General features: G+C 37.6%; 22 protein-coding genes and 1 riboswitch. Of the genes, 16 read left to right on the top strand and 6 right to left on the bottom strand.

The features are described from left to right. Position 1: 1 nt before the first annotated feature. From BMW39_RS14955 to BMW39_RS14915, 9 genes are all read left to right on the top strand, one after another. On the top strand, positions 2 to 310 hold the full coding sequence (locus BMW39_RS14955; RefSeq protein ID WP_034974617.1) for a putative quinol monooxygenase: 309 nt from the start codon (positions 2 to 4) through the stop codon (positions 308 to 310). A gap of 92 nt (positions 311 to 402) precedes the next feature. Then, on the top strand, positions 403 to 966 hold the full coding sequence (locus tag BMW39_RS14950) for a Crp/Fnr family transcriptional regulator (RefSeq protein ID WP_034974616.1): 564 nt from the start codon (positions 403 to 405) through the stop codon (positions 964 to 966). A gap of 68 nt (positions 967 to 1,034) precedes the next feature. Next, entirely contained in the window at positions 1,035 to 1,361 is a 327-nt protein-coding gene (locus tag BMW39_RS14945) for a DMT family transporter (RefSeq protein WP_034974615.1), read from the top strand. Between the two features lie 54 nt (positions 1,362 to 1,415). Beyond that, positions 1,416 to 1,745: a DMT family transporter gene (locus BMW39_RS14940; protein ID WP_034974614.1), complete on the top strand. Its 330-nt coding sequence runs from the start codon at positions 1,416 to 1,418 to the stop codon at positions 1,743 to 1,745. A gap of 430 nt (positions 1,746 to 2,175) precedes the next feature. After that, a complete protein-coding gene (locus BMW39_RS14935) occupies positions 2,176 to 3,072 on the top strand; it encodes an EamA family transporter (RefSeq protein WP_034974613.1) in 897 nt (298 codons plus the stop codon). A gap of 72 nt (positions 3,073 to 3,144) precedes the next feature. After that, on the top strand, positions 3,145 to 3,840 hold the full coding sequence (locus BMW39_RS14930; RefSeq protein ID WP_034974612.1) for a leucine-rich repeat domain-containing protein: 696 nt from the start codon (positions 3,145 to 3,147) through the stop codon (positions 3,838 to 3,840). Positions 3,841 to 3,969: 129 nt separating this feature from the next. Continuing rightward, positions 3,970 to 4,455, top strand: a complete 486-nt coding sequence (locus BMW39_RS14925; RefSeq protein ID WP_034974611.1) for a hypothetical protein — start codon at positions 3,970 to 3,972, stop codon at positions 4,453 to 4,455. A gap of 125 nt (positions 4,456 to 4,580) precedes the next feature. After that, positions 4,581 to 5,534: a ketopantoate reductase family protein gene (locus tag BMW39_RS14920; protein ID WP_034974610.1), complete on the top strand. Its 954-nt coding sequence runs from the start codon at positions 4,581 to 4,583 to the stop codon at positions 5,532 to 5,534. Positions 5,535 to 5,662: 128 nt separating this feature from the next. After that, positions 5,663 to 8,209 carry a copper-transporting P-type ATPase gene (locus BMW39_RS14915; protein ID WP_034974609.1) on the top strand — a complete coding sequence of 849 codons (2,547 nt, stop codon included), beginning with the start codon at positions 5,663 to 5,665 and terminating at the stop codon, positions 8,207 to 8,209. Positions 8,210 to 8,412: 203 nt separating this feature from the next. Here BMW39_RS14915 and BMW39_RS14910 read toward each other — a convergent pair whose 3' ends face one another. Further along, complete coding sequence (locus BMW39_RS14910) at positions 8,413 to 11,253, bottom strand: TonB-dependent receptor plug domain-containing protein (protein WP_051879884.1); 2,841 nt, start codon at positions 11,251 to 11,253, stop codon at positions 8,413 to 8,415. Positions 11,254 to 11,355: 102 nt separating this feature from the next. Then, positions 11,356 to 11,457, bottom strand: a riboswitch (SAM riboswitch). A gap of 150 nt (positions 11,458 to 11,607) precedes the next feature. Between BMW39_RS14910 and BMW39_RS14905 the strand changes: the two genes are divergently transcribed. From BMW39_RS14905 to BMW39_RS14890, 4 genes are all read left to right on the top strand, one after another. Further along, on the top strand, positions 11,608 to 12,345 hold the full coding sequence (locus BMW39_RS14905; protein WP_034974608.1) for a DUF72 domain-containing protein: 738 nt from the start codon (positions 11,608 to 11,610) through the stop codon (positions 12,343 to 12,345). After that, a complete protein-coding gene (locus tag BMW39_RS14900; RefSeq protein ID WP_034974607.1) occupies positions 12,342 to 13,034 on the top strand; it encodes an SIR2 family NAD-dependent protein deacylase in 693 nt (230 codons plus the stop codon). The genes BMW39_RS14905 and BMW39_RS14900 overlap by 4 nt, the downstream gene beginning before the upstream one ends. Then, complete coding sequence (locus BMW39_RS14895) at positions 13,034 to 14,545, top strand: carbon-nitrogen hydrolase family protein (protein WP_034974606.1); 1,512 nt, start codon at positions 13,034 to 13,036, stop codon at positions 14,543 to 14,545. Before BMW39_RS14900 ends, BMW39_RS14895 begins: the two co-directional genes overlap by 1 nt. Positions 14,546 to 14,734: 189 nt before the next feature. Next, entirely contained in the window at positions 14,735 to 15,550 is an 816-nt protein-coding gene (locus tag BMW39_RS14890; RefSeq protein ID WP_034974605.1) for a DUF4197 domain-containing protein, read from the top strand. 111 nt (positions 15,551 to 15,661) lie between these two features. Here the strand turns inward: BMW39_RS14890 and BMW39_RS14885 are convergent, their stop codons facing one another. Further along, a complete protein-coding gene (locus BMW39_RS14885; protein WP_034974604.1) occupies positions 15,662 to 16,315 on the bottom strand; it encodes a CoA transferase subunit B in 654 nt (217 codons plus the stop codon). 392 nt (positions 16,316 to 16,707) lie between these two features. Here BMW39_RS14885 and BMW39_RS14880 point away from each other — a divergent pair, with 392 nt between their 5' ends. Further along, positions 16,708 to 18,495: an ABC transporter ATP-binding protein gene (locus tag BMW39_RS14880; protein ID WP_034974603.1), complete on the top strand. Its 1,788-nt coding sequence runs from the start codon at positions 16,708 to 16,710 to the stop codon at positions 18,493 to 18,495. A 58-nt stretch (positions 18,496 to 18,553) separates the two neighbouring features. After that, a complete protein-coding gene (locus tag BMW39_RS14875) occupies positions 18,554 to 19,336 on the top strand; it encodes a hypothetical protein (protein WP_034974602.1) in 783 nt (260 codons plus the stop codon). A gap of 34 nt (positions 19,337 to 19,370) precedes the next feature. Here the strand turns inward: BMW39_RS14875 and BMW39_RS14870 are convergent, their stop codons facing one another. From BMW39_RS14870 to BMW39_RS14855, 3 genes are all read right to left on the bottom strand, one after another. Continuing rightward, positions 19,371 to 20,072 (bottom strand): CoA transferase subunit A, encoded by a 702-nt coding sequence (locus BMW39_RS14870; RefSeq protein WP_034974601.1) that lies wholly within the window; start codon positions 20,070 to 20,072, stop codon positions 19,371 to 19,373. A gap of 363 nt (positions 20,073 to 20,435) precedes the next feature. Beyond that, positions 20,436 to 20,837 carry a hypothetical protein gene (locus tag BMW39_RS14860; RefSeq protein WP_034974599.1) on the bottom strand — a complete coding sequence of 134 codons (402 nt, stop codon included), beginning with the start codon at positions 20,835 to 20,837 and terminating at the stop codon, positions 20,436 to 20,438. Between the two features lie 170 nt (positions 20,838 to 21,007). Further along, positions 21,008 to 21,196 carry a hypothetical protein gene (locus BMW39_RS14855; protein WP_074719359.1) on the bottom strand — a complete coding sequence of 63 codons (189 nt, stop codon included), beginning with the start codon at positions 21,194 to 21,196 and terminating at the stop codon, positions 21,008 to 21,010. A 129-nt stretch (positions 21,197 to 21,325) separates the two neighbouring features. Here BMW39_RS14855 and map point away from each other — a divergent pair, with 129 nt between their 5' ends. Further along, the gene (map, locus tag BMW39_RS14850) at positions 21,326 to 22,090 is read left to right on the top strand and encodes a type I methionyl aminopeptidase (RefSeq protein WP_034974597.1); all 765 of its coding nucleotides are present in this window, start codon (positions 21,326 to 21,328) and stop codon (positions 22,088 to 22,090) included. A gap of 97 nt (positions 22,091 to 22,187) precedes the next feature. On the opposite strand, the gene uvrA is transcribed toward map, so the two are convergent. Next, positions 22,188 to 25,016, bottom strand: coding sequence for an excinuclease ABC subunit UvrA (gene uvrA / locus BMW39_RS14845; protein WP_034974596.1), 2,829 nt, complete (start codon positions 25,014 to 25,016; stop codon positions 22,188 to 22,190). Positions 25,017 to 25,107 lie beyond the last annotated feature (91 nt).

The raw sequence follows: 25,107 nt of genomic DNA, 5'->3' as shown, positions 1-25,107 counted from the left end.
TATGGAAAATCAAAATCAACCTATTTTCATCTTCGCCAAATGGCAAGTAAAGAATGGAAATCTACAAACCGTTTTGAATTTGCTTCCATCATTAATTGAAAAAAGTACAAGCGAAGAAGGCAATATATTTTACAAAATCTATCAAGATAATGCTGACAGCAATATTTTGATACTGAACGAAAGCTATAAAGATATGGCGAGCATCGAAGCTCATAAAAACTCGAATCATTATCAGGAAATTGCAGTGAAACAGATTATTCCGTTCTTGGAAAACAGAGAAGTTATTTTGGCTTCGGAACTTGGTCTGTAACTCAAATCTAAAAGAAATAATAGAAAGCTGAAGTTTAGAACTTCGGCTTTTTTAATTACTTTTAAACCTTCAATATTTAAAGTTCTTTAGTTATGACCATCGACCAAATACTCGACGACATCTACCCGATTCCAGATTCATCAAAATCATTGGTCAAAAAAGATATCAGCTTAATTAAATATCCAAAAGGACAAATCATCATCAACGCTGATAAGATAGAATCGAATGTCTATTTTATCAAACAGGGAATTGCAAGAGCATTTTCCAATGACAGCCAAAATGAGATCACTTTTTGGTTTGGTAAAGAAGGAAGCACTGTTCTGTCTATGATGAGCTACATTTCCAACGGAAAAGGATACGAGGACATCGAGCTTTTGGAAGATTCAGAATTATATCAAATTAAGTCTAGCGATCTGCAGGATCTTTTCATTAAGGATATTCATCTGGCCAATTGGGGACGAAAATTTGCAGAAAAAGAGTTGGCGAAAACCGAGCAACTTTTTATTTCTCGACAGACAAAGACGGCTACAGAACGCTATATCGAACTTTTGGAGAAAACGCCACATCTCATTCAGCGTGTTCAATTGCGCTATATTGCGTCCTATCTTGGGATCACGCAGGTCAGTCTGAGCAGAATAAGGGCCGAGATCAAGTAAGATATTTTTTATCATAGGTAAAATGAAAATGCATCTTATTGTCCGAACTTTGTCAAAAATTAAAGAAAATGAATTGGATCATATTGATCATCGCTGGATTGTTTGAAGTGGCATTTGCCTATTGTCTGGGAAAAGCAAAAGAAACGTCGGGAAATGAAATGTACTTGTGGTACGCCGGATTTCTCCTCGCTTTGGTAACGAGTATGAGTCTTCTGATCAAGGCAACGCAAACTTTGCCCATCGGAACAGCTTACGCCGTCTGGACAGGAATTGGTGCTGTCGGAACTGTACTGGTAGGCATTTTGGTCTTCAAAGAACCAGCAACATTCTTGAGGATATTCTTTCTTGTCACATTGATAGGTTCGATAGTTGGACTAAAAGCAGTGGCTCATTAATCAATAACATCTGTTTCTATCGGGTTTCAGGTTTCTATTTTTTAAATTTATAAAATGAAATATGTATTTTTAGGATTGGCAATTTGCCTGGAAGTTTTTGGAACAAGTTGTTTGACAAAGTCGGAGAATTTCACAAAATTGTGGCCAAGTCTCCTGACGATCATTGCATTCACAGGCTGTTTTTATTTCTTCTCGCACGCCATCAAGGAGATTCCGTTAGGTGTTGCCTATGCCATTTGGGCTGGTTTGGGAATTGTTTTAACGGCGCTGGTTTCCGTTTTTATCTTTAAACAAAAGTTGGATTTTCCGGCCATATTGGGAATCGCGATCATCATCGTAGGTGTGTTGGTCATTAACCTATTTTCCAAATCAACAGGTCATTAATTTTGACAGTTGTTGTGAACTCTCTTTTCAATTTCTATCAGCTTTAAGCCTAGCAATTAGTCAGTTATAATTAAAGTAAACGATATACATTTTATTAATTTACAATTTACGTCCAGATTTTTTTAACTAAAATATTTTACAGAAAAATATATTTTGGCAAAAAGTTTGATGATTAATTTTCAAATAAATCTAATTCATAGTTTATTAGATTTATTGATAAGGAGGGCAGTAATGCCCTCTTTCCCAGACAATCAATGATCAATTATATTAACCGAAGAAGAGAGACAGCTCAAATTTGTTTCTCTTCTTTTTTTTGTTTTGCATTACAAGATTTGAAAATTTCAAAACAAATAGATCACTATAATTATCTGATGAATCTGCTTCTATCAAACGCAAAATCTCTATTTTTGTAGCTTATTAACACCTTAGCTTGAACAATCTTAGATATTATCTCGCCGCCATTTTGGCATTCACACTTTGGGGCACTTTCAGTTTGGTTTTGAGACCGCTTCACGACTATTCCTCGTCGGACATTCTTTTTTACAGAGTGTTTAGTTGCGCGATCATCATGACAGTAGTCTCTCTCCTCTTCAAGCGGGAAAAGTTGAAAGAGAACATCAAATATATTCTGTCAATTCCAAAGAAAAACAGACGAGATTTGATTCTCTTGAATATCGGAAGTAGCATTCTGCTGACAGCCAATTGGTTTTCGTTTATTTATGTGATGAATCACGTGAGCGTGCGGGCAACTTCTGTAGCCTATTTGGTTTGTCCCATCATCACGACGATTCTAGCCTATTTTTTACTAAAAGATAAGTTGACCAAATTACAATGGTTATCGGTTTTTCTAAGTCTTGTAGGATGTATTTTGCTGTCTTATGCCAATATGATCGATATGTTCTACAGCAGTTTGATCGGGTTTACTTATGCGGCCTATCTCGTGAGTCAAAACAAGAACAAGCAGTTTGATAAGTTTCTGGTTCTCAATTTCCATATTCTGCTTTCAGCATTGATTTTGTTGCCCTTTTTCCCGGTTTACTCGAGTGGTTTGATCACCGATTTCAAATTCTATTTCTACGTCGAGATCATCGCAGTGATGTACACTATTGTTCCGTTGCTCCTCAATCTTTATGCACTTTCAGGAATCAGTTCTTCCAAAGTTGGAATGATATTGAACATCAATCCAATCATTGCTTTTGTCTTGGCTGGCGTGGTTTATCACGAGCCATTGGGAAGCTTGCAGATTTTTTCTTATGCTTTGATATTTTTGGCGGTGATTGTTTTTAATGGGAAGGAGATTTTTGGAATGAAAACTGAAAGAAATTAGATTTAATTCCATTTATCAATTCATTATTCTTAATTAATTATAATAAATTTGAATAAATTATACTTTATCCAAATGAAAGTAATTGCATTAATGATTTTTGCCCTAACTTTTCTCAGTTGTAAAAATCGAAAAGAAATTTTCGCAGACCAAAACTTTACCAATGCTTTATTTGACGAAGGTGTCGATGAAAATAATAATGGAACTTTCGAAATAGAAGAATATTTGAAAGTAACCAAGCTTAGACTTACTAACAGAAGAATTTCCAGTATCTCCGGAATAGAAAATTTTAAAAATCTAGAAGAATTATCTATTAACGAAAATTTCATACAAAATTTTACAGCATTAGACAGTCTTCATAAACTTCATACACTAGCAATCACACTTAATCCTACAAAAAATAAAATTGATTTCTCGAAAATTGATAATTTAGAAGTATTATATGCAGTAAGATTAAATTTGAATGAAATTAAACTTAATGACAAAATAAAATCTCTATCTATAGGCGATAATAATTTTGTAGATTTTGATGCAAGCAAATACATAAATCTTGAAACTTTAAGCCTGGACGGTTGTAAACAATTGAAGAAAGTAGATATATCAAATAATTCAAAATTGACTCAATTATATTTGTATCAAACAGCAATTAGTGAACTTGATATTTCAAATAATAATTTACTAAAAATAATGTACGTTGAACCGAATGTGAGACTTATAAAAAATAGTGTTCAAAAAAACCGTTTACCATCACAAAAAATAACTCAAGAGTAATCACTTGACTAATTTCGAAACTTTGTCATACCTTATTTTCTAATTAAACTTCACTATTTAGATTAATTAAAAATAACTTTGTCACTCATCCTTTTTTACTTATTTTTACCTGATAATATTTAAATAAAAATGAGAAAACTAATATTCGGAGGAATGGTGGCTTTATGCGGATTTGTGACAGCTAATGCACAGTGCAAAACAGTCTCCACATTGACAGAAAATTTTGACAACTGGAAAGATATCAACAAATGCTGGTCTATCCAAAAAGGTGAAGCAATGCTCTACGCCAGCGAAAACAAAATCATCTTTTACTCGATGACCAATCCTAAGGAAAATATGTACTTGGTAACACCAAAAATCAAAGCTGGAAACTACACGCTAAGCCTTGATGTGACGGACAATGGCGGAGAAACGACATTGGAAATCTTGTCCATCCAGAACGCTTCAAATCCTAAAACTTTTGCTACTATCGCAAAACCTGTGAAAATTGGGAAAGACAAAAAAGTCTTCAACATCTCATTGAAAAAAGATAGCAACTTGGGTCTGAAAGTAATGCTGAATGGCGTGCATCAAGCCGTTTATTTGGACAATCTTTCTTTGAAACCAAGAAAATAATGGTCTGAGACTTAAACTTATACCAACCCTTCAGAAAATCTCTGGAGGGTTTTTATTTATTCATAGCTTATTTCATTCTTTTTTTATCAAATTTGCGCCGAAACAAATTAACAAAAGATAATTCTATGGAAAAGAAAAATATAGTCGTAATAGGTCTTGGCGGTGTTGGTGGATATTTCGGATTCAAAATCAATCAGTTTAATGAGAAAGAGAATCCTTTTCGAATTACGTTTGTCGCAAGAAGTAAAACGTATGATGTGGTATCGGAAAATGGACTTACACTACTCTCTCCAGAACATCCGGAAAACATCACGAAACCTGATGAAATCGTTCAGAGCATTTCCGAAATAAACAATGCTGACCTTGTTCTCATTTGTGTAAAAGAATATGATTTGGAAAACGTTTGCGAACAATTGAAACAGGTCATCAGCACAAACACAATCCTACTTCCTTTGATGAACGGCGTTGATATTTACGATAGAGTCAAAAAAATAATTCCCGAAAATACGATTTTGCCAGCTTGCGTTTATGTAGCATCTCACATCAAGGAGAAAGGAATCGTGGAACACAAAGGAAAACCCGGAAAATTGATATTCGGCAAAGACCCTTCGAATGCTTCGGAGAATGTAGAATGGATAATCAATTTAATGACAGACAGCAGAATCACCTTCGATTTTAAAAAGAATTCTTTTGCGGACATTTGGACCAAATTTATTTTTGTAGCCAGTTTCGGATTGGTGAGTGCAAAGTACAATTCTTCCATCGGAACGGTTTGTAATGATACTGTGCAGAAACAGGAAGCCACAGCCATAATGAAAGAAGTAAAAGCCATCGCGGACAAAAAATCAATCGGTCTGCCAAGCGACATCATCGAAAAATCTTTTGAAAAAGCATCCACATTTCCACCTGCAACGCCAACGTCTTTGCAACTGGATATCAATGTCAAACAACAAAACAACGAACTCGAATTGTTTGCTGGCGCCATTATCCATTACGGAAAAGAGCTGGGAATTGAAACACCTTCAACTCAAAAAATACATCAGGAATTAACAGAGAAGATTCAGCAACTGAGTCTGTAGATATCGAAAATCAAATTAAAGCCTTTAGGAATCTAGAGGTTTTTTAATTTCTCATTATAACATCTTTCCATTTATTTGTAACAGATTGAAATCTATTTTTCAGAAATTTGTAATTGTAAATTTCAAAAATGGAAAACCACAATCATCATAACCACGACAACCTTCACCCAAATCAAAGAATTTCACCAAGTTCCGTCTATTATTGTCCGATGGAATGCGAAGGCGAGAAACTGTATTTCAAACAAGGCAGATGTCCTGTTTGTAATATGTTCCTGGTTCCGATTGAAGAACGTGAAGACCACACAAACAAACCACAAGCCTACTCCAAAACGAATATTCCCGAAAGTTTCAAAGATAAAATTGGTGAATACTTTTGCCCGATGTTTTGCGAAAGTGACAAAACCTACGAATCGGATTCTGGTTGCCCGGTTTGTCATATGCATTTGGAGGAAATCACAGAAGATTTGGTCAGAAGTCAGAAGCTGGAAGCTGGAAGTTCACACACACATCAAAACACCAAACACCAAACACCAAACACCCATCAAGAAGGAAAATACTATTGCCCGATGTTCTGCGAAGGCGACAAGGTTTACGATTCCAATGTTGGTTGTCCGGTTTGCGGGATGGATTTGGTGATGATTCCCATAAAAGGTGAAAAACACGAAGACAAAACCTACCAAACTTTGCAAAGAAAATTCTGGATAGCTTTAGGATTTTCTATTCCCGTTTTCATTCTTTCTATGGGCGGAATGTTTTTTGACTTTCCTTTTTCTCATCAAGTTCAGGCGATTTTGGAATTGATTTTAACAATTCCAGTTCTTTTTTACGCGGGTTGGTTTGTGATGAAACGTGGTTGGGTTTCATTTAAAACCTGGAATCTGAATATGTTTTCCTTGATTGCTTTGGGCGTTTCTGTCGCATTTTTATTTAGTTTGATTGCTTTGATTTTTCCAGATATTCTTCCCCACGAATTGTCTCACGGTGGAAAAGTTCCGCTTTATTTCGAGTCGGTTTGTGTGATTTTGACTTTGGTGATAATGGGACAAATGCTGGAAGCGAGAGCGCATCAAAAAACAGGAAAAGCCATTGAAGCGTTGATGAATCTCTCGCCGGAAACAGCCAATTTAGTTGTTAATGAAAATGAGAAAAAAGTTTCGCTTTCTGAAATTAAAATCAATGATATTTTAAGAGTAAAACCGGGCGAAAAAATTCCGGTGGATGGCAAAATTATCGAAGGAAATTCTAACGTTGACGAATCGATGATTACGGGAGAACCAATTCCGTCAGAGAAAAAATCGGGCGACAAAGTCACATCCGGAACCATCAACGGGAACGGAACTTTCCTGATGAAAACGGAAAAAATCGGCGATGAAACCTTGCTTTCAAAAATCATCAAAATGGTGAACGATGCCAGCCGAAGCAAAGCGCCAATCCAGAAATTAGCGGATAAAGTTTCGAAGATATTTGTTCCAACTGTGATGGCGATTTCGGTTTTAACATTCGTTGCGTGGTACATTTTCGGTGGAGAAAATAAATTGACCTATGCTTTTATAAACGCTGTCGCTGTGTTGATTGTCGCTTGTCCGTGTGCTCTCGGATTAGCAACACCAATGAGTTTGATGGTCGGAATTGGGAAAGGTGCGCAGAATGGAATTTTGATAAAAAATGCTGAAGCCTTGGAACAAATGCACAAAATCAATGTCCTAATTACAGATAAAACGGGAACTTTGACGAAAGGAAAGCCAAGTCTGGACAACATCGAAACTTTAGAAAATCAAGATAAAAATACAATTCTGAAACTCGCTTCATCACTCAATCAAAATTCTGAACATCCTTTGTCGAATGCGGTTTTGAATGAATTTAAAAAATCCTTCGACTCAGCTCAGGATGACAAATTTGAAAAAGTAGAAAACTTTGAAAATATTTCGGGAAAAGGTGTGAAAGGAATCATTAATCAAGAAGAAATTCTATTAGGAAACGAATCTTTGCTGAATCATTTTAACATCAATATTCCAGAAAATCTAAAATTAAAAACCAACGAAAAACAAAACGAAGCGAAAACCATTTCTTATCTGGCAAAAGCTGGAAACGTTCTTGGATTTTTAAGTTTTTCGGATAACATTAAACCAACTTCAAAACAAGCAATTGAACTTCTGCAAAATCAAAACATCGAAGTGATAATGATGACGGGTGATAATGAAAACACGGCAAAAGTAGTCGCTGAACAACTCGGAATCAAAAATTTCAAAGCCAATTGTCTTCCCGAAGATAAAATGAACGAAATCAAAAAACTTCAAAACGAAGGAAAAATCGTGGCAATGACAGGCGACGGAATCAATGATGCGCCAGCTTTGGCTCAAGCCAACATCGGAATTGCAATGGGAACCGGAACCGATGTCGCGATAGAAAGTGCAGAAATCACATTGCTAAAAGGCGATATTCTCGGCGTTGCAAAAGCGAAAATCCTCAGTGAAAAATTATTGACAAACATCAAAGAAAATCTGTTCTTTGCCTTTATTTATAACGTTTTGGGAATTCCGCTCGCCGCAGGACTGCTCTACCCTTTCTTCGGCATTTTATTGAGTCCGATGATTGCGGCCGCAGCAATGAGTTTCAGTTCGGTTTCTGTGATTCTTAATTCTTTGAGATTGAATAATGCGAAATTGGATGTATGATTTGAACCACAAAAGTCACAAAAGAAAATTCTGAAAATCATTTTAAAAAGTTCAAAAAAGAAATTCCTGATTCTTTTTTGAACTTTTTGTTTTCGTAGAAATAAACTATAACCTTTTGTGACTTTTGTGGTTAAAAAAAACGACACCGAGGAAAACCCCGATGCCATTTCAAAACAAATATAAAACCTTAAAAAATCGTCTGATTAAAATGAGACAGTCAGCTTGCTGAAGACGTATCTTCCGTTTTGTCCAAACTGAGACGAAGAACGTGAGTAGATAAACTGGTCATTGTTCGTAGAAGCTGTCACATTCTTCGTGGGATAGATATCGAACAAGTTATTGGTTCCAACTGTCAGGTTGAAGTTTTTGCTGATATTGTAACCAATCGATAAATCGGTGATGATCTTGTCCGAAACCAATTGATGTTCGTTTGGTAAGATGATGCCGTCAAAGTTCGCATCTACAACGTCTGCTCCATACACTTTGCCGTAATAAGTATTTCTCAAATAGACACTGAAATCATTCCAAGTCAAACTGTGAGACAAACTCGCTTTTACTTTTGGAACTGAATCTTCCAAATAGACTCTGGATCTTTCACCAAAATATGTATTTTCCAAACCAGCATTTTTCAACAGATCAGATGCGTGAATATCGCCCACTTTTTTGGTTTTGTTAAAGTTGATTGCAAAATCGTTAGTCAGTTTCACATCGCCAGTTCTGTAGTTATGGCTGATGACCACGTCCAAACCTTTTGTCTCTGTATCGATGGAGTTGGCAAAGAATTGTGCGGCATTCACATTGTTTTTATCAAATTCCTGTTGTAGTGCTAACAGATTAGAATTGTTAGGATTATTAGCAATCTGCTGGTCTGTTGGTCTTGCAAATTGATCTGTCAATACAATTCTGTCATCAATTCTGATGAAATACGCATCTGCCGTGATATTCAAATTCAGAGCAGGAATCTTATACGTGAATCCTGTGCTTACAGATTTTGAAGTTTCTTGTTTCAATTTATTAATTCCCAATCCTCTTGCAACCGTAGAATCATTACTGAAAGTTCCTACTTCTACCAATGATGGTTGAGGGTTTGGATTCTCTGGCGTTGGCGGAAGTGTAGTAAATAAAGTTGATGTCGTGTTATAATAGATCTGATGAATCGATGGTGCGCGGAAACCTGTGGAACCTGCAAAACGGAAATTAAGATCGTTTGAAAGTTTGATCCTGGAAGCCAACTTGTAATTGAAAGTCGAACCAAAATCTGAATAATCCTCGTAACGAACCGCTGCATCTACCAATAACCAATTGGTAAAATTGAATTCTACATCAGCATATCCGGCGTAGGAATTTCTATTTTTATTCGTAGCATTCTCAGCTCTGAAGCCTGAGAAAACCTGAGAACTTCCTGCCAAAGCAGCTCCAAAAAAGTCAGTTGGTTTCAAAGAGTTTGGAGTCGTAGGTGTCTGAGGATTTCCGTTGATATCATAAGCTGTGTAAGAAGCTTCCTCACCTGGATTGATCCTGAAATTCTCGTGACGTTGTTCTGCTCCGAAAGCTACGTTAATCCCTTGGAAAACGTCAAACGATTTGCTGAAATCCAAATTGATCGTGTTCTGCAAAAACTGCAATCCACCAGCTTTGAAAGTGCTTGGAGAATTGAATCTTAAACTCGTATTTCCAGTATTTTCAATCGTGTAATCAAAACTGTTTTGTCCGAAAGTATTGCTTAGATCAACATTCCATCCATTCCATTTTCCCTTAACGCCTGCAGACAATGAAACATCCTGAATTCTTGTATGGATTTCTGGCAAATAACCGTCAATGTTAAGTCCTGTGAAAGTTCTCGCTTGGTTTGGTCTTCTGTAAAAACCGCCTGATTGCCCATCTCTGATAGAGTAACCTCCGAAAGTATAAGCTTTCCAATTGTCATTCAGTGGCACTTCTGCGTTTAAAAATAATTGGTGGTTGTTCAGTTTAGACTGCCCAACTTGCATGTTGAAGTCTTTTCTGGTTTGTCCTCTGTAAGCCAATTCATTATCAGTCACATTCGCGCCCAATAGACCTTGAAGGGCTGTAATTGTGGATGCATTTTGAATACTTGTTTGGAAACCAGAATCAAAATAACCAACGCCTTGAGAATATTGATGAATCAAATTCACAAAATCTTGTTCACCTGCAGTTCCTTTCAGATTTGTGATATTATTGAAATAAGACGAAAGATTGACGCCATTTTCAGCCGCTCTTTTCTCGATTGCGTTGTACGCGTTGTAGATTGAACTACTTTCTGTTCCAGCTCTTCTCGTAGGATCACGGAATTGGGAAGACCAGGTGATATTATAAAAACCACCTTTGTTGCCAATCTTATTTCCGTAGTTCAAATCCAATTGATATTGCTGACCGTCGTAGTTTCCTGTGTGGTCTTTCGCTGCGTTGGTCAGATAACCACCGTAGTTCAATTGTCCTGTTAGTTTCCCTGTATCTCTTTTCAACTGGAGGTTCATCACGCCTGCAATTGCATCAGAACCATATTGTGCAGACGCACCGTCTCTCAAAACCTCGATTCTGGAAAGTGCAAAAGCTGGGATGGCATTAAGGTCAGTTCCTACGGTTCCTCTTCCTGGAGCGCCATTCACATTTACCAAAGCTGATGTATGTCTTCTTTTGCCATTAACCAAAATCAAGGTCTGATCTGGTCCTAGACCTCTCAACTGTGCAGGATCTGAGTGATCCGATCCATCTGCATTGGTCTGAATGGTTGATGTAAAAGACGGCGCAATCGTATTAAGGATTTGATTGATGTTCGTCTGCGGCAAACTCTGCTGGATCTCTTTCAGGTTGAAAACGTCCACTGGAACCGGGCTGTCCGCTTTGGAACGTCCACCACTTCTGGATCCGACCAAAACCACTTCCTCAATCTGTTTGTCGGACACGGTATCTTTGGCAGGATTTGTTTCCTGAGCTTGTGCGAATGTAATCCCAGAAAAGAAAATTACCGCCGCTGTGAGCGCAATGCCTTTCCTTGAATTAATAATAGTTACTTTGTTCATATATTCTAAATTTTACGTTCTATAAATAAAAAAAAACTTCCCCCAGACAAGTCTAGAAGAAGTTATATAAGGATGTGTTTGGTCCAATAATAAAAACTTTTAAACTTATTTTTCCTTTTTTCAAAGGCTGAATGCAACACCTTTCCTCTCGGCAGGTTGTTAAGACGTCATAAGGTCAGTTCCCTCGGTCTTTCTTAATAAGTATGACAGCAATTCGTAATCACTTTGCAAAAGTAGGGTCAAAAGATTTATCCATCCAAATTTATTTCATACTAATTCGGTATGATAAATATCATAACAGATTTAATTAATTGATTTAATGATAATTGGCACAGAAATTAATCATTAATAAAAATGAAAACTTCGAAGACAAAATACCACATTGGCTGTTCCGGATTTTACAATGCAGACTGGAAAGGTTCGCTTTATCCTGCAGATTCTCAGAACAAGGATTTCCTGAAATTATATTCTCAGAGATTTGATATTGTGGAAATTAACAGCACATTTTACAGAAAACCAACGGCTAAAACACTTCAAAAATGGGTATATGAAACGCCAGATGACTTCAAATTCTTTATTAAAATTCCAAAAACGATTTCTCATCAAAAACCTTTTGAAAATAAGAAAGAGGAGATTGAAGAATTCTGCAATTACATCAAGACTCATCTTGGGGAAAAGTTGGCAGGCTTTCTTTTCCAATTTCCGCCTTCCTTTCATTACACATCAGAAAATCTGAAATGGCTTAATGAAAATCTGCCTGATGGCTTTCTAATTGTGGTAGAATTTCGTCATAATTCCTGGTGGAGTGACGAGATTTTAAAAATATTCAAAGACAAAAAATGGATTTTCAGCGGAACAAGTTTTCCAGGAAATTTATCCGAAGATATTATTGTCACCAATTCGAAAATCGGCTACTATCGCCTCCATGGGAAACCGACGCTTTATAAATCGCCTTATTCAGAAGACTTTTTAAATGACCTGGCAGAGAAAATTAAAAAAACTGAAAAGGAATTTTACATCATGTTCAATAACACTTGGGGAACTTCTGCGGTGGAAAATTCATTATATTTAAAGAAAATTTTAAATCAATGAAGAAACTGGTCGTGCTTTCCGGCGCAGGCATTTCAGCAGAAAGTGGTATCAAAACATTTCGTGATTCCAATGGACTTTGGGAAAATCACCGTGTGGAAGATGTCGCTTCGCCCGAAGGTTTTGCTAAAAACCCGAAGTTGGTTTTGGACTTTTATAATGCCAGAAGGAAACAGCTGAAAGACGTAGAACCCAATGCGGCTCACAAATTGCTTGCAGAACTGGAGGATTTCTTTGATGTTTACATCATCACGCAGAATGTGGATGATCTTCACGAGCGAGGCGGTTCCACCAAGATCATTCATCTTCACGGCGAACTTAAGAAAGCAAGATCTGTCGATAATGAAAATAAAATATTGGATTGGGAAGACGATATTCATTTAGGCGATCTTCATAGCGATGGCTCGCAACTTCGCCCTCACATTGTCTGGTTTGGCGAAATGGTTCCTGAGATGGACAATGCGATTGAGATTGCTTCACAAGCTGATTTGTTCCTGGTCATCGGAACTTCGATGCAGGTTTATCCCGCGGCTTCTGTCGTGAGATATGTTCCAAGTCATTGCGAAGTTTTTGTCATCGACCCTAACCTAGAAAATCCAAACTCGTTCACCCGAAATGAGAATTATTTCAAAGCCTCGGCCACGGAAGGAATGAAAACTTTAAAACAAATATTAATAGAAAAGTATAAATAATGCAGGTAGAAATTAGAAAATTGACCGTTGATGATTATGATGATCTGGCAGAAGCAATGCAGAAAGCCTATCCCGTGATTGACGACAATGTCTGGAGCAAAAGGAATATCCAAAAGCTGACATCCATATTTGCAGAAGGACAAATTTGCATCCTCGTCGATGGAAAATTGGCGGCAGCGGCTTTGTCCATCAATGTCAATTACGAGCTTTACGGCGACCAACATACCTACGATGAGATCACAGGAAATGGGACTTTCAACACGCACAGCAATATCGGAAATGTGCTTTACGGCATCGAGGTTTTCGTGGATCCCGATTTCAGAGCTTTGAGACTTGGCAGAAGATTGTACGACGCAAGAAAAGAACTCTGCGAAATTATGAATCTAAAATCCATCATCGTAGGTGGCAGAATCCCAAATTATCATTTATATAGCTCAGAGTTATCACCTCGAGAATACATCACGAAAGTGAGAAACAAGGAAATCTTCGACCCAGTTTTGAGTTTTCAAATTGGTAATAATTTCTCACCTGTCAAAATCCTGAAAGGTTATCTCAAAGGCGATTCCGAGTCCGAAGAATACGCTGTACTTCTGCAATGGAACAACATCTACTACACAGCGAAGAAAAATACGATGCAGGACAGTGTCATTCGCCTCGGCCTTATCCAGTGGCAGATGCGACCTTTAAAAGACATTGAGGAATTTTACAAACAAGTCGAATTTTTCGTAGATGCAGTCGCTGGCTACCAGTCAGATTTTTGTCTGTTCCCGGAACTCTTCAACACACCTCTACTCGCCCCTTTCAATCATTTGAATGAAAGAGAATCAATGGAAAAACTCTCTGAACTCACGGAAGAGATCAAAGAAAAAATTTCCGAAATGGCTATCAGCTACAATGTCAATATCATCTCCGGAAGTATGCCGATCTTGGAGGAAGGTCAACTGTTCAACGTGAGTTATCTCCTTCACCGAGACGGAAAAATCGATGAATATAGAAAAGTCCACATCACGCCAAACGAAAAGAAATATTACGGAATGACCGGCGGAAATGAGATCAAGGTCTTCGATACAGATTGTGGAAAAGTGGGCGTTATCATTTGCTATGATGTCGAGTTTCCAGAATTGCCTAGATTGCTGGCCGACCAAGGAATGAAAATTCTATTCGTCCCCTATCTTACAGATACTCAGAATGCTTACACGCGCGTTCGCCATTGCGCGGCCGCAAGAGCCATAGAAAATGAATGTTATGTCGCGATTGCAGGTTGCGTAGGGAATTTACCTGGCGTGAACAATATGGATATTCAATACGGTCAGGCCACGGTTTTCACGCCTTCGGATTTTGCGTTTCCGTCCAATGCCATCAAAGGTGAAGCAACGCCAAATACCGAGATGACCATCATTGTCGATGTGGATTTGAATTTATTGAAAGAGCTTCATTACAACGGTGCCGTGAAAACTTTGACCGACAGACGACAGGATTTGTACGATGTGATATTGCGAAATCAGAATTAAAATTTGGGCAGCTATTTCCGCCTTCCGTTCCCGCTTTTTTTGCCAAGGCTTTTCCCAATTCAAAAAAGAGCTCCACTCAAGTCGGGCTGCGGGATTGTGTATAACAATAACATTTTTCAGAAATTACTTTGTGAGTACATTTAACAACGCTTCAAATTAATCATCTAAATTTGTATAAAATTATAAATAATGAAAAAAACGATTTTCTTAGCTGCTGGTTTAATATTTTCAGTTTCCTCTCAAGCGCAAACGCAAACACAGATTTTTGATATTCTAAAATCAGCTGTCAAAACCAAAACAGGCGTAGATTTGAACAATACGAAAACACAAAACCCGACTACGACGGGTTCTACCACCACGACTACGAACTCAAATTCCAATATCAATCTCGGCAGTTTAACTTCCACTCAAATATCATCAGGCCTAAAAGAAGCTTTGAATCTTGGTGTGAAAGAAGGCGTACAAAAATTAGGTGTAACGGATGGTTTCCTAAAAAATGAAGCCGTTAAAATCTTAATGCCAGAAAAACTGAGAAAGATTGATACGACACTTAGAAGCATTGGTTTAGGAAGTCTGGCAGACCAAGGCGTTAAATTGCTCAACAGAGCGGCAGAAGACGCCGTGACAGAAGCAACTCCGATTTTTGCAAGCGCGATAACATCAATGACAATTACGGATGCAAAGAATATTCTTTTGGGAAGCAACAATGCAGCGACCAATTATCTTCAAACCAAAACGCAGACGCAACTTTTCACCGCTTTTCAGCCAAAAGTACAAGCTTCATTGAGTAAAGTTGGCGCAGACACGGTTTGGAAAAATATGATTTCAAAATACAACACCTTCACTGGACAAGCTGTAACGACGGACCTTAACGAATATGTGACCACAGAAACCATCAACGGTGTTTTCAAAATGGTGGCTGAAAAAGAAACTGGAATCAGAAACAATGCGGCTATGAGAACCACTTCTATTCTACAAAAGGTTTTTGGAGCGGTTAAAAAATAAATTTAGAATTTAGAATTTAGAATTTAGAATTTAGAATTTAGACAAAATTAAAGTCGCAAAGTGGAAACTCTGCGACTTTTTTAATCTTTTAATTATTTAATCTTTTAATTTTTAAAACTGCATCTCCGGAATCTCACCTTCAATAATCAAATCAGCTTCTGTTGCTTTGATAATTTCATCTACAGAAATTCCTGGAGCTCTTTCCAGAAGTTTGAAACCTTTGTCGGTCACTTCCAAAACGGCTAATTCTGTCACTACTTTTTTGACGCAATTCACACCTGTCAAAGGAAGCGTGCAATTCTTCAAAATCTTGGATTCTCCAGCTTTGTTCACGTGCATCATTGCGACGATGATATTTTCTGCCGACGCTACCAAATCCATTGCGCCACCCATTCCTTTCACCATTTTGCCTGGAATTTTCCAATTGGCAATATCGCCGTTTTCGGAAACTTCCATTGCGCCGAGAATCGTAAGGTCAACTTTTTGACTTCTAATCATCCCAAAACTGAAAGCCGAATCAAAAAAAGAACCGCCCGGTAGAATCGTGATGGTTTGTTTTCCCGCATTGATAAGGTCTGCATCTTCTTCGCCTTCGAATGGAAAAGGTCCCATTCCCAAGACACCATTTTCACTTTGGAATTCTACGGAAAGATTGTCTGGGACGTAGTTTGCCACCAATGTCGGAATCCCGATTCCGAGGTTTACGTAGTAGCCGTCTTTCACTTCTTTGGAGATGCGCTGTGCGATTTGTTCTTTTGTAAGCATAGTCAAATGTTGTCCTGCAATTTATATAAAAATCTTGATTACATAACATTTTTTAATAACATTTGCCTTTCATTATGCAAAATTTAAACGCAAAGATTTATTAAAACATTCATACTTAAGTTAGCAAAGAATCACCAATAAATTGATTTGATGAAGGTCAAAAAATTAATTACTTTTTGGATTGAAAGAATTCAACCGCAAGCTTCATCAACACAGATTTATCTGTCTTTGCAATCTAAAATTTTCAATTTTCAAATTAAATCTTTGCGTTTATTTTCTTTGTTATATAGTTAATCTTTGTCTATGTGGCTTCATCGATTTTATAGATTCTATTAATCCTAAATTATTTCTGAGTCAAGAGAAATTATATCAGTAATTTTGCACCAATTATTATGAAGACATTATTACACTATCTCAAACCTCACAAATGGTTGTTGATTACTTCCCTAATTTTAGCAACTATCAATCAGGTTTTTTCTTTGTTTGCGCCCGCTATCACAGGAAATATTCTCGACCAATTGGTCACACATCCCAACTTTTTTGATAAAGAAAAATTAATGCCCAGAAACCTGAATCAATTTCTTTATGGAAATGATGTTTTCCACGGTGCGTTTTATTTTCTTGGATTATTGATTGGAACCGCGATGATAAGCCGTATTGCTAAGGCTTTTCAGGATTATGTCGTGAGTGTGATTACGCAGAAATTTGGGGCGAATATTTTCACGGATGGTCTACAACACTCGATGGCGTTGCCGTATCAGGAATTTGAAGACCAGAGAAGTGGCGAGACCTTATCGATTTTAACTAAGGTTAGAGAAGATTCGGTGAAGTTTATTACCAATTTTATCAATATATTCTTTGGAATATTAGTCAGTATTATTTTCGTTTCCGTTTATGCGATTCGTTTGCATTGGTCGATAATGCCGGTTTATGTCGTTGGAATTTTTCTCATTGCTTTTATCACAAATCTATTAAGCAAAAGAATTAAAAATATCCAAAAAACAATTGTCACTGAAACCACGAGTTTAGCGGGAAGCACGACGGAAAGTTTGAGAAATATCGAAATCGTAAAAAGTTTGGGCTTAACCAAACAAGAAGTTAAACGTCTGAACAACAACACTTACAAAATCCTCGGACTTGAATTGAAGAAGGTCAAAAGCATCCGTTCATTAAGTTTCATCCAAGGAACGATGGTGAATTTTCTTCAACAATTGATTACGCTGACGCTTTTATATTTGATTTTCAGAAACATTGTGACGCCAGGACAATATTTGTCATTGATGTTCTACGGATTCTTTATTTTCGGTCCGATGCAGGAGATTGGAAACATCATCATTTCTTATCGAGAAGCCGAAGCGTCCTTGAAAAATTTCGATAACCTGATGAAGAAGCCAGTCGAAGAAAAACCTTTGACACCGAAACAAATTGGCGCGATTGAGGAACTTGAATTCAGACACGTCTCTTTCAAGCATCAGTCTGCGCAATACAAGGCTTTGAACAATATTTCATTTGATGTCAAAAATGGCGAAACGATTGCGTTTGTCGGGCCAAGTGGTTCCGGGAAAAGTACGTTGGTTAAGCTTCTGGTGGGACTTTATCGCGCTCAGGAAGGGAATATTTTTTATAATGAAATTAATGGGAAGGAATTTGATTTTGATGAATTGAGAAATCAAATCGGTTTTGTGACCCAAGACACGCAACTTTTCGCTGGAACTATCCGAGAAAATCTGCTTTTCGTAAATCCCGACGCCACCGAAGCTGATATCCAAATGGCTTTGAAAAAATCAAGTTGCACAGGCTTATTGGAACGCGCCGAAAAAGGAATTGAAACCGTCATCGGCGAAGGTGGATTGAAATTAAGTGGTGGCGAAAAACAAAGAATTGCAATTGCCAGAGCATTGTTGAGAAAACCACATCTTTTGATTTTTGACGAAGCCACTTCTGCTTTGGACAGCATCACGGAAGAAGAAATCACAACCACCATCAAAGATATTTCTGAACAAAAAGAACAAATTACCGTTCTCATCGCCCACCGATTGAGCACCATAATGCACGCCGACAGAATCTACGTTTTGGAACGCGGACAAGTCATAGAAATGGGTTCTCACGACAATCTGATTGCCGAAAAAGGTTTGTATTATGCAATGTGGAGACAGCAGATTGGAGAGAGGAAAATATAAAAATAGCTTTTTTTAATTGTAATTATTTACATTCAAGCGTTACCTACAATTTAAAAAAATGGAAAGAACAAAATCAAATTTAATTCACGAAAAGAGGGAAATGAACAAAATGAGTCTAGATTCATATGTTCTTGATAAACATAATGTTTTGGACAATCCAATTGACAAAATAATTGATGACTTAGGTAAGAAACTTAAGAACAACTGGAAAGAACACGATGAATGGCGAAAAATGGAGCAGGAAAATCCAGAAAAATATAATAATCTAAATGAAATTGCTGAACAAACAGGTCATAGCTTAGAACAACAATTATATGGTTATTACATAGAAAACGTATATATCGAAGAAGAAATCACAGCCTTATTAGAAGTGAAAATAATTTACGCCTTTAAACACTTTGAAATTAATCTAAAAAAACTAATTAAAGCAGCTTATGATGATAAGAATTTTGACAAAAATTACAAATGGGAATCTATTAGACAATATTTGTCTTTAAAAAACATCGAAATAAAGAACATTAAAAATTATACAGAAGTTAACCAACTTAGAGAAATTAATAACGCAATAAAACACTCTGAAAATTACTTTGAAAATAATGATTTAAAAAACAAAATTCCTGAGTTTAAAAATAAAGAACCATCAATAAGAGAATTGTATAAATTTTATAAAAGAATAAAAAAATGTCCAAATGTATTCCTACAATCTTTATGCTCTAAAATATATGAAGATTTATATGATTTTACAGAAGATAAAATTGAAGAATTAGCCGACTCAATTGCAATTAGAATGGATTTCAAAGAAGCAAAAATATTAATTGAAAAACTTAAAGAAAATTATTAAAAAACAGCTAATAGGATATTAATAAAGTAGGAACTTAAACTTTCTTCCTCACAGTCCTCTGCTCTATCCTTTTCTCATAATTCTCGCCTTGGAAAATCCTTTGGACCATAATTCCGGGAATGTGGATTTCATTCGGGTCCAATTGTCCTGGTTCTACCAACTCTTCCACTTCTGCAATCGTGATTTTTCCGGCGCCTGCCATTGGGAAATTAAAATTACGGGCTGAACCTTTGAAAATCAAGTTTCCGGCGTGGTCGCCTTTCCAGGCTTTTACGATGGAAAATTCTGCTTTGTAGGCGTGTTCCAAAATGTGTGGTTTCCCATCAAAATCTTTGACTTCTTTGCCTTCCGCCACTTCTGTCCCGAAACCTGCTGGTGTGTAGAATGCAGGAATCCCAGCTTGTGCTGACCTGCATTTTTCGGCAAGTGTTCCTTGTGGCGTGAGTTCTACTTCCAACTCTCCTGAGAGCATTTGTCGCTCGAATTCTGCGTTTTCGCCAACGTAGGACGAAATCATTTTTTTGATTTGTTTTTTCTGTAATAATAATCCCAATCCGAAGTCGTCAACGCCGGCATTGTTGGAAATGCAGGTCAAATCTGTTACATTTTTGTTGACCAATTCTGTGATGCAATTCTCAGGAATTCCGCAAAGTCCGAATCCGCCGAGCATTATCGTCATTCCGCTTTCTATATCTTTTACCGCTTCTTGGGCGTTTTTCACTCTTTTATCAATCATAAAATTGAGTTTTTGTCTTTCAGTTTCTTAGTTCATAAATATAAAAAATTCCGCTTGAGTAGAGGAAATAAAATGGAGAAAAGATTATTTCTATTGAGAAAGACTTCGACTCCGCTCAGCCTGACAATGTAATCAGACTTAATTTTTCTGAAAACTGATTGGATGCTGACGTGAAAATTCAATCACAAAACTTCCTATTTTGCGAAGCGCGCCCCGGCTTGAACGGAGCTCTTTTTGTTAGCGCAGGAAAAAGCCTTGGCACAAAAAAGCGGGAGTGGAAGACGGATAAAGGCGCCCAAATAAATCAAAAAAAAAGCCATATACGAGATTGCATATGACTTTCTTTAATAACAATTTAAACATTTATCTATTATCTATCGTGACACTCACAGGCATCACATAAGTCGTAGCCATCATATTTTGGTTCAGCTTGTTGACGTCCACTTTGTAAAGAAGATTGGCCAAAACGTTTTCCAGTTCCTTGCTTACATTTTTGCAGTCGCCTTTGGCGTGGATATTTGTGATTTTTCCGTTCTCAGCGAGACTGAATCTGAGGTCTGAATTGATGACGCCTTCCTTATATTCCGAAGCTGTGAAATCGAAATTATCTTTTACGAGTTTCCTAAGTTCCCCGAACGCATTGCCAGAGCGAAGCACCACTTCCTGTATATTTTTCTCAGATTCCTGAGCCTGAGCCACACTGAACAAACCTGCCAATACAAATATTGATAATGCAACCATTTTGCTAATCATTTTCATTTCCATAATCAATTGATTTTGAGTTAATATTTATCTTACCTAACGACAAAGTTACAACATTTTAATATTCCGTTCATATTAAATTAACATTGAAGTTAAAAATTTAACATTGGGATTTCAAAAAAAAATTCCAAGAAAACGAATCTCCTGGAATTTCTAAATTTTATTTTAAATATTTATTTACGATGTCCTGGCGCGAAAGGCCTTGCAGACTTGCTTCCGTAAACTTTTTTAGCGTGTCCGGGTGGCATTGGTCGCGCACCGTGTCTTGGATGCTTTGGTGGTTTCGGTGGTCTTGGTGGTGCGACGCAAGAAAAACTAAGAAGGAAAATACCAGTTGCTAAATAAATTTTTAAAGATTTCATAACTTTTATTTTTATGATTAATGACAAAATTGATACCATTTGAAAATTTTCGGTCGGAGCAAGTGGTTCATATTTGGTTTTTCTAATGATAATCAATAAATTTGATTTTACTGAATTAAGAATATCAATATGTCCATCACCAACGAGTCAGAATTAATCGGAATGCAAAAGGCCAGCGAGGCTGTAGCTTATGCTTTGAAGGAAATGAGAAACTTTGCCAAAGCAGGGATTTCGACTAAGGAATTGGATGATTTTGGCGGAAAAATATTAGAAGAAATGGGTGCCAAATCTGCTCCGTATTTGACTTATGGATTTCCCGGTTACACTTGCATCAGCGTCAATAATGAATTCTGCCACGGGATTCCGTCCGAGAAAACGATTCTGAAAGAAGGCGATTTGATAAACATCGATGTTTCTGCTGAGCTGGATGGATTTTGGTCAGACAACGGCGGTTCTTTTGTGATTGGCGAAGACATTAACCACCATCAAAAACTGATTGACGCTTCAAAGGAAATCCTGCAAAAAGCAATTTCCAATATCAAAGGTGGCGTGAAAATCTCAGACATTGGTCATCTGATGGAAACCGAAGCCAAGAAACGCGGTTACAAAGTCATCAAAAACCTGACTGGACACGGCGTTGGCAGAAGTTTGCACGAGGAACCTCACGAGATTGCCAATTACCGGGACCGATTCAATACACAACGATTCAAGAAAAATTCTGTGGTGGCGATTGAGACTTTCATTTCCACAACTTCCACAATAGCGAACACTCAGAAGGACGGCTGGACAATGGTTGGAAACAAAGGTGGTTTTATGGCGCAACACGAACATACGATTGTTGTGACGGATGGAAAACCAATGATTCTGACGGAAGCTAATGGGATTTATAATTAAAAATATCAAACAAAAAATGTCACTCCACTTGGACTGACATTTTTTATTTATTTACAAAGTCTAACTTCTAAAATCTAAGCTCTAGCTTCCAATTAAGTTACATTTCCTTTTTCAAAAACTTCGCTGTCAAACTTTTCTTGGATTTGATAATCTGCTCAGGCGTTCCTTCCGCAATGATTTGTCCGCCGTGTTTTCCACCTTCCGGGCCGACATCGATAATGTGGTCAGCGAGTTTGATAACATCCATATTATGCTCAATGATGATGAAAGAGTTTCCTAATTCAACTAATTGATTGATGGCTTCCATCAAAACTTTCACGTCTTCAAAATGAAGTCCTGTTGTCGGCTCATCAAGAATATATAAAGTGTTTCCAGTTTGTCTTTTTGAAAGTTCCGTCGCCAATTTTACACGCTGTGCTTCTCCTCCACTCAAAGTCGTGGATTGCTGACCAATCGTGATGTAACCCAAACCAACATCCTGCAAAGTTTTCACTCTGATGTAGATTTTCGGAATCGGCTGGAAGAATTCTACCGCTTCATTGATGGTCATTTCCAAAACATCAGAAATCGATTTTCCTTTGTAACGCACTTCCAAAGTCTCACGATTGAAACGTTTTCCGTGGCAGGTTTCGCAATGCACGTAAACATCGGGCAGGAAATTCATTTCAATCACTTTTAAACCGCCTCCCTGACAAGTTTCGCAACGTCCACCTTTTACGTTGAAAGAAAATCTTCCGGCTTTGTAACCACGAATTTTACTTTCTGGCAACTCCGCAAAGAGATTACGAATATCCGTAAACATTCCCGTGTAAGTCGCTGGATTTGAACGTGGTGTTCTACCAATCGGACTTTGGTCAACATCTACGATTTTGTCGATATTATCGATGCCTTCGATGCTTTTGTAAGGCAAAGGTTCCTGAATCGCTCTGTAAAAATGGCGGTTCAGAATTGGATAAAGCGTTCCATTAATCAAAGACGATTTTCCACTTCCGGAAATCCCCGAAACGACCACCAATTTTCCTAATGGAATTTCAAGGTTTACATTTTTAAGGTTGTTTCCAGTTGCACCTTTCAGAACAATTGATTTTCCGTTTCCGGCTCTTCGTTCTGCAGGAATCTCGATTTTTCTTTTTCCCGTTAAATAATCTGCCGTAATTGTATTGGCTTTTTTGATGTCTTTCGGATGACCTTGCCAAAGGATTTCACCACCAAATTTCCCCGCTCTCGGACCAATATCCAAAACGTGGTCGGCTTCCAAAATCATATCTTTATCGTGCTCAACAACTAGAACCGAATTCCCAATATCACGAAGATGTTTCAAGGAATTAATCAATCTTTCATTATCTCTTTGATGAAGACCAATCGAAGGCTCATCCAAAATATAAAGAACGTTCACGAGTTGAGAACCAATTTGTGTTGCCAAACGGATTCGCTGAGATTCGCCTCCAGAAAGAGTTTTTGAGCTTCTGCTGAGACTCAGATAATCCAAACCGACATCCAGAAGGAATTGCAATCTGGTTTCGATTTCTCTAAGGATTTCGTACGCGATGATTTTATTTTTCTCGCTGAAAGTATCTTTCACATCGGCCAACCATTCTTTCAAATCTAACAAAGAAAGGCCGTTGATTTCTGCAATATTTTTTCCATCAATCTTGAAACTCAAACTTTCCTGACGAAGACGCGCACCTTTACAAGTCGGGCAAACTTCCTCAGTTGTGAAATTTCTTTCCACCAAAACAGCGTCATAATTTTCACGTTCGTCCACGATTTCTTCCAGAATATGAACCAAACCTTCGAAGTTGATTTTAATCTTTTTCGAGATTCCGGCGTGTTTCAGTTCTTTCGTAATGTCCTTATTATGACCGTAATAGATGTATTCCAAAGCTTCTTTCGGAATATCTTTGAACGGCGTTGTCAAACTCAAATCGAAAACTTCCAGGATTAATTTAATCTGAGAAAGAATCCATTTGTTGGATTTGATTTGCTCAAGTGGCAACAGCGCACCTTGATTGATTGATAATTTATCGTTTTCGACAAAATAGTCGGTGTTCACTTTTTTAACCGTTCCGAGACCTTTGCAAGTTTCGCAACTTCCTTTCGGTGAGTTGAATGAGAACGTATTCGGTTCCGGCAAAGCCATCGAATCTCCCGTGATATCGTCCATCAAATTCTTAGAGAAAAAATGAATTTCTTCACTTCCCATTTCCTGAATCGCAATCAATCCTTCGCCCATATCAGAAGCGGTTTTCAGAGATTTCTGCATTCTCAGTTCAGTCGCAGATTCTCCGATAATCCATCTGTCCACCACTACTTCTACGTCGTGGGTTTTGTAACGGTCGAGTTTCAAATCATATTCGATGTCTTGAAGAACACCATCGATTCTGGCTTGTGAATAACCTTTTTTGGAAAGATGAATGAACAATTCGTGGTAATGTCCTTTTCTGGAACGCACAACCGGCGCCATCAGATAGACTTTTTTCCCTTTGAAGTTTTCCTTGATGGTCTCAAGAATCTGGTCTTCCGTGTAACTCACCAAACGCTTCCCCGAGCTCATTGAATAAGCATCCGAAACCCTTGCGAACAACAGTCTCAGATAATCATAAAGTTCGGTAATGGTTCCAACGGTTGAACGTGGATTTTTGTTGGTCGTTTTTTGTTCGATGGCGATAACTGGAGAAAGTCCTTCAATTTTATCAACATCCGGACGTTCCAATCCGCCAAGAAACTGCCTTGCATACGCAGAAAACGTCTCGATATAACGCCTTTGCCCTTCTGCAAAAATCGTATCAAATGCGAGGGAAGATTTTCCGCTTCCGGAAAGTCCTGTGATGACCACCAATTCGTTGCGTGGGATTTTGACGGTGATGTTCTTGAGGTTGTGTTCTCGAGCGCCGTATATTTCGATAAATTCCTGATTATCTTTCATTTATAGATATTCATTTCTTTTTTAAAGGTCCAATGGAATCGCTAATTTTTATTGTTTTCTTCACTTTTTAATGACAGCGATTTCATTGAAA

It is taken from the genome of Epilithonimonas lactis, assembly GCF_900110605.1.
Taxonomy (GTDB): Bacteria; Bacteroidota; Bacteroidia; order Flavobacteriales; family Weeksellaceae; genus Epilithonimonas; species Epilithonimonas lactis.
Note: the sequence above shows the minus strand (reverse complement) of the source record. Positions and strands in the feature narration are given on the sequence as shown.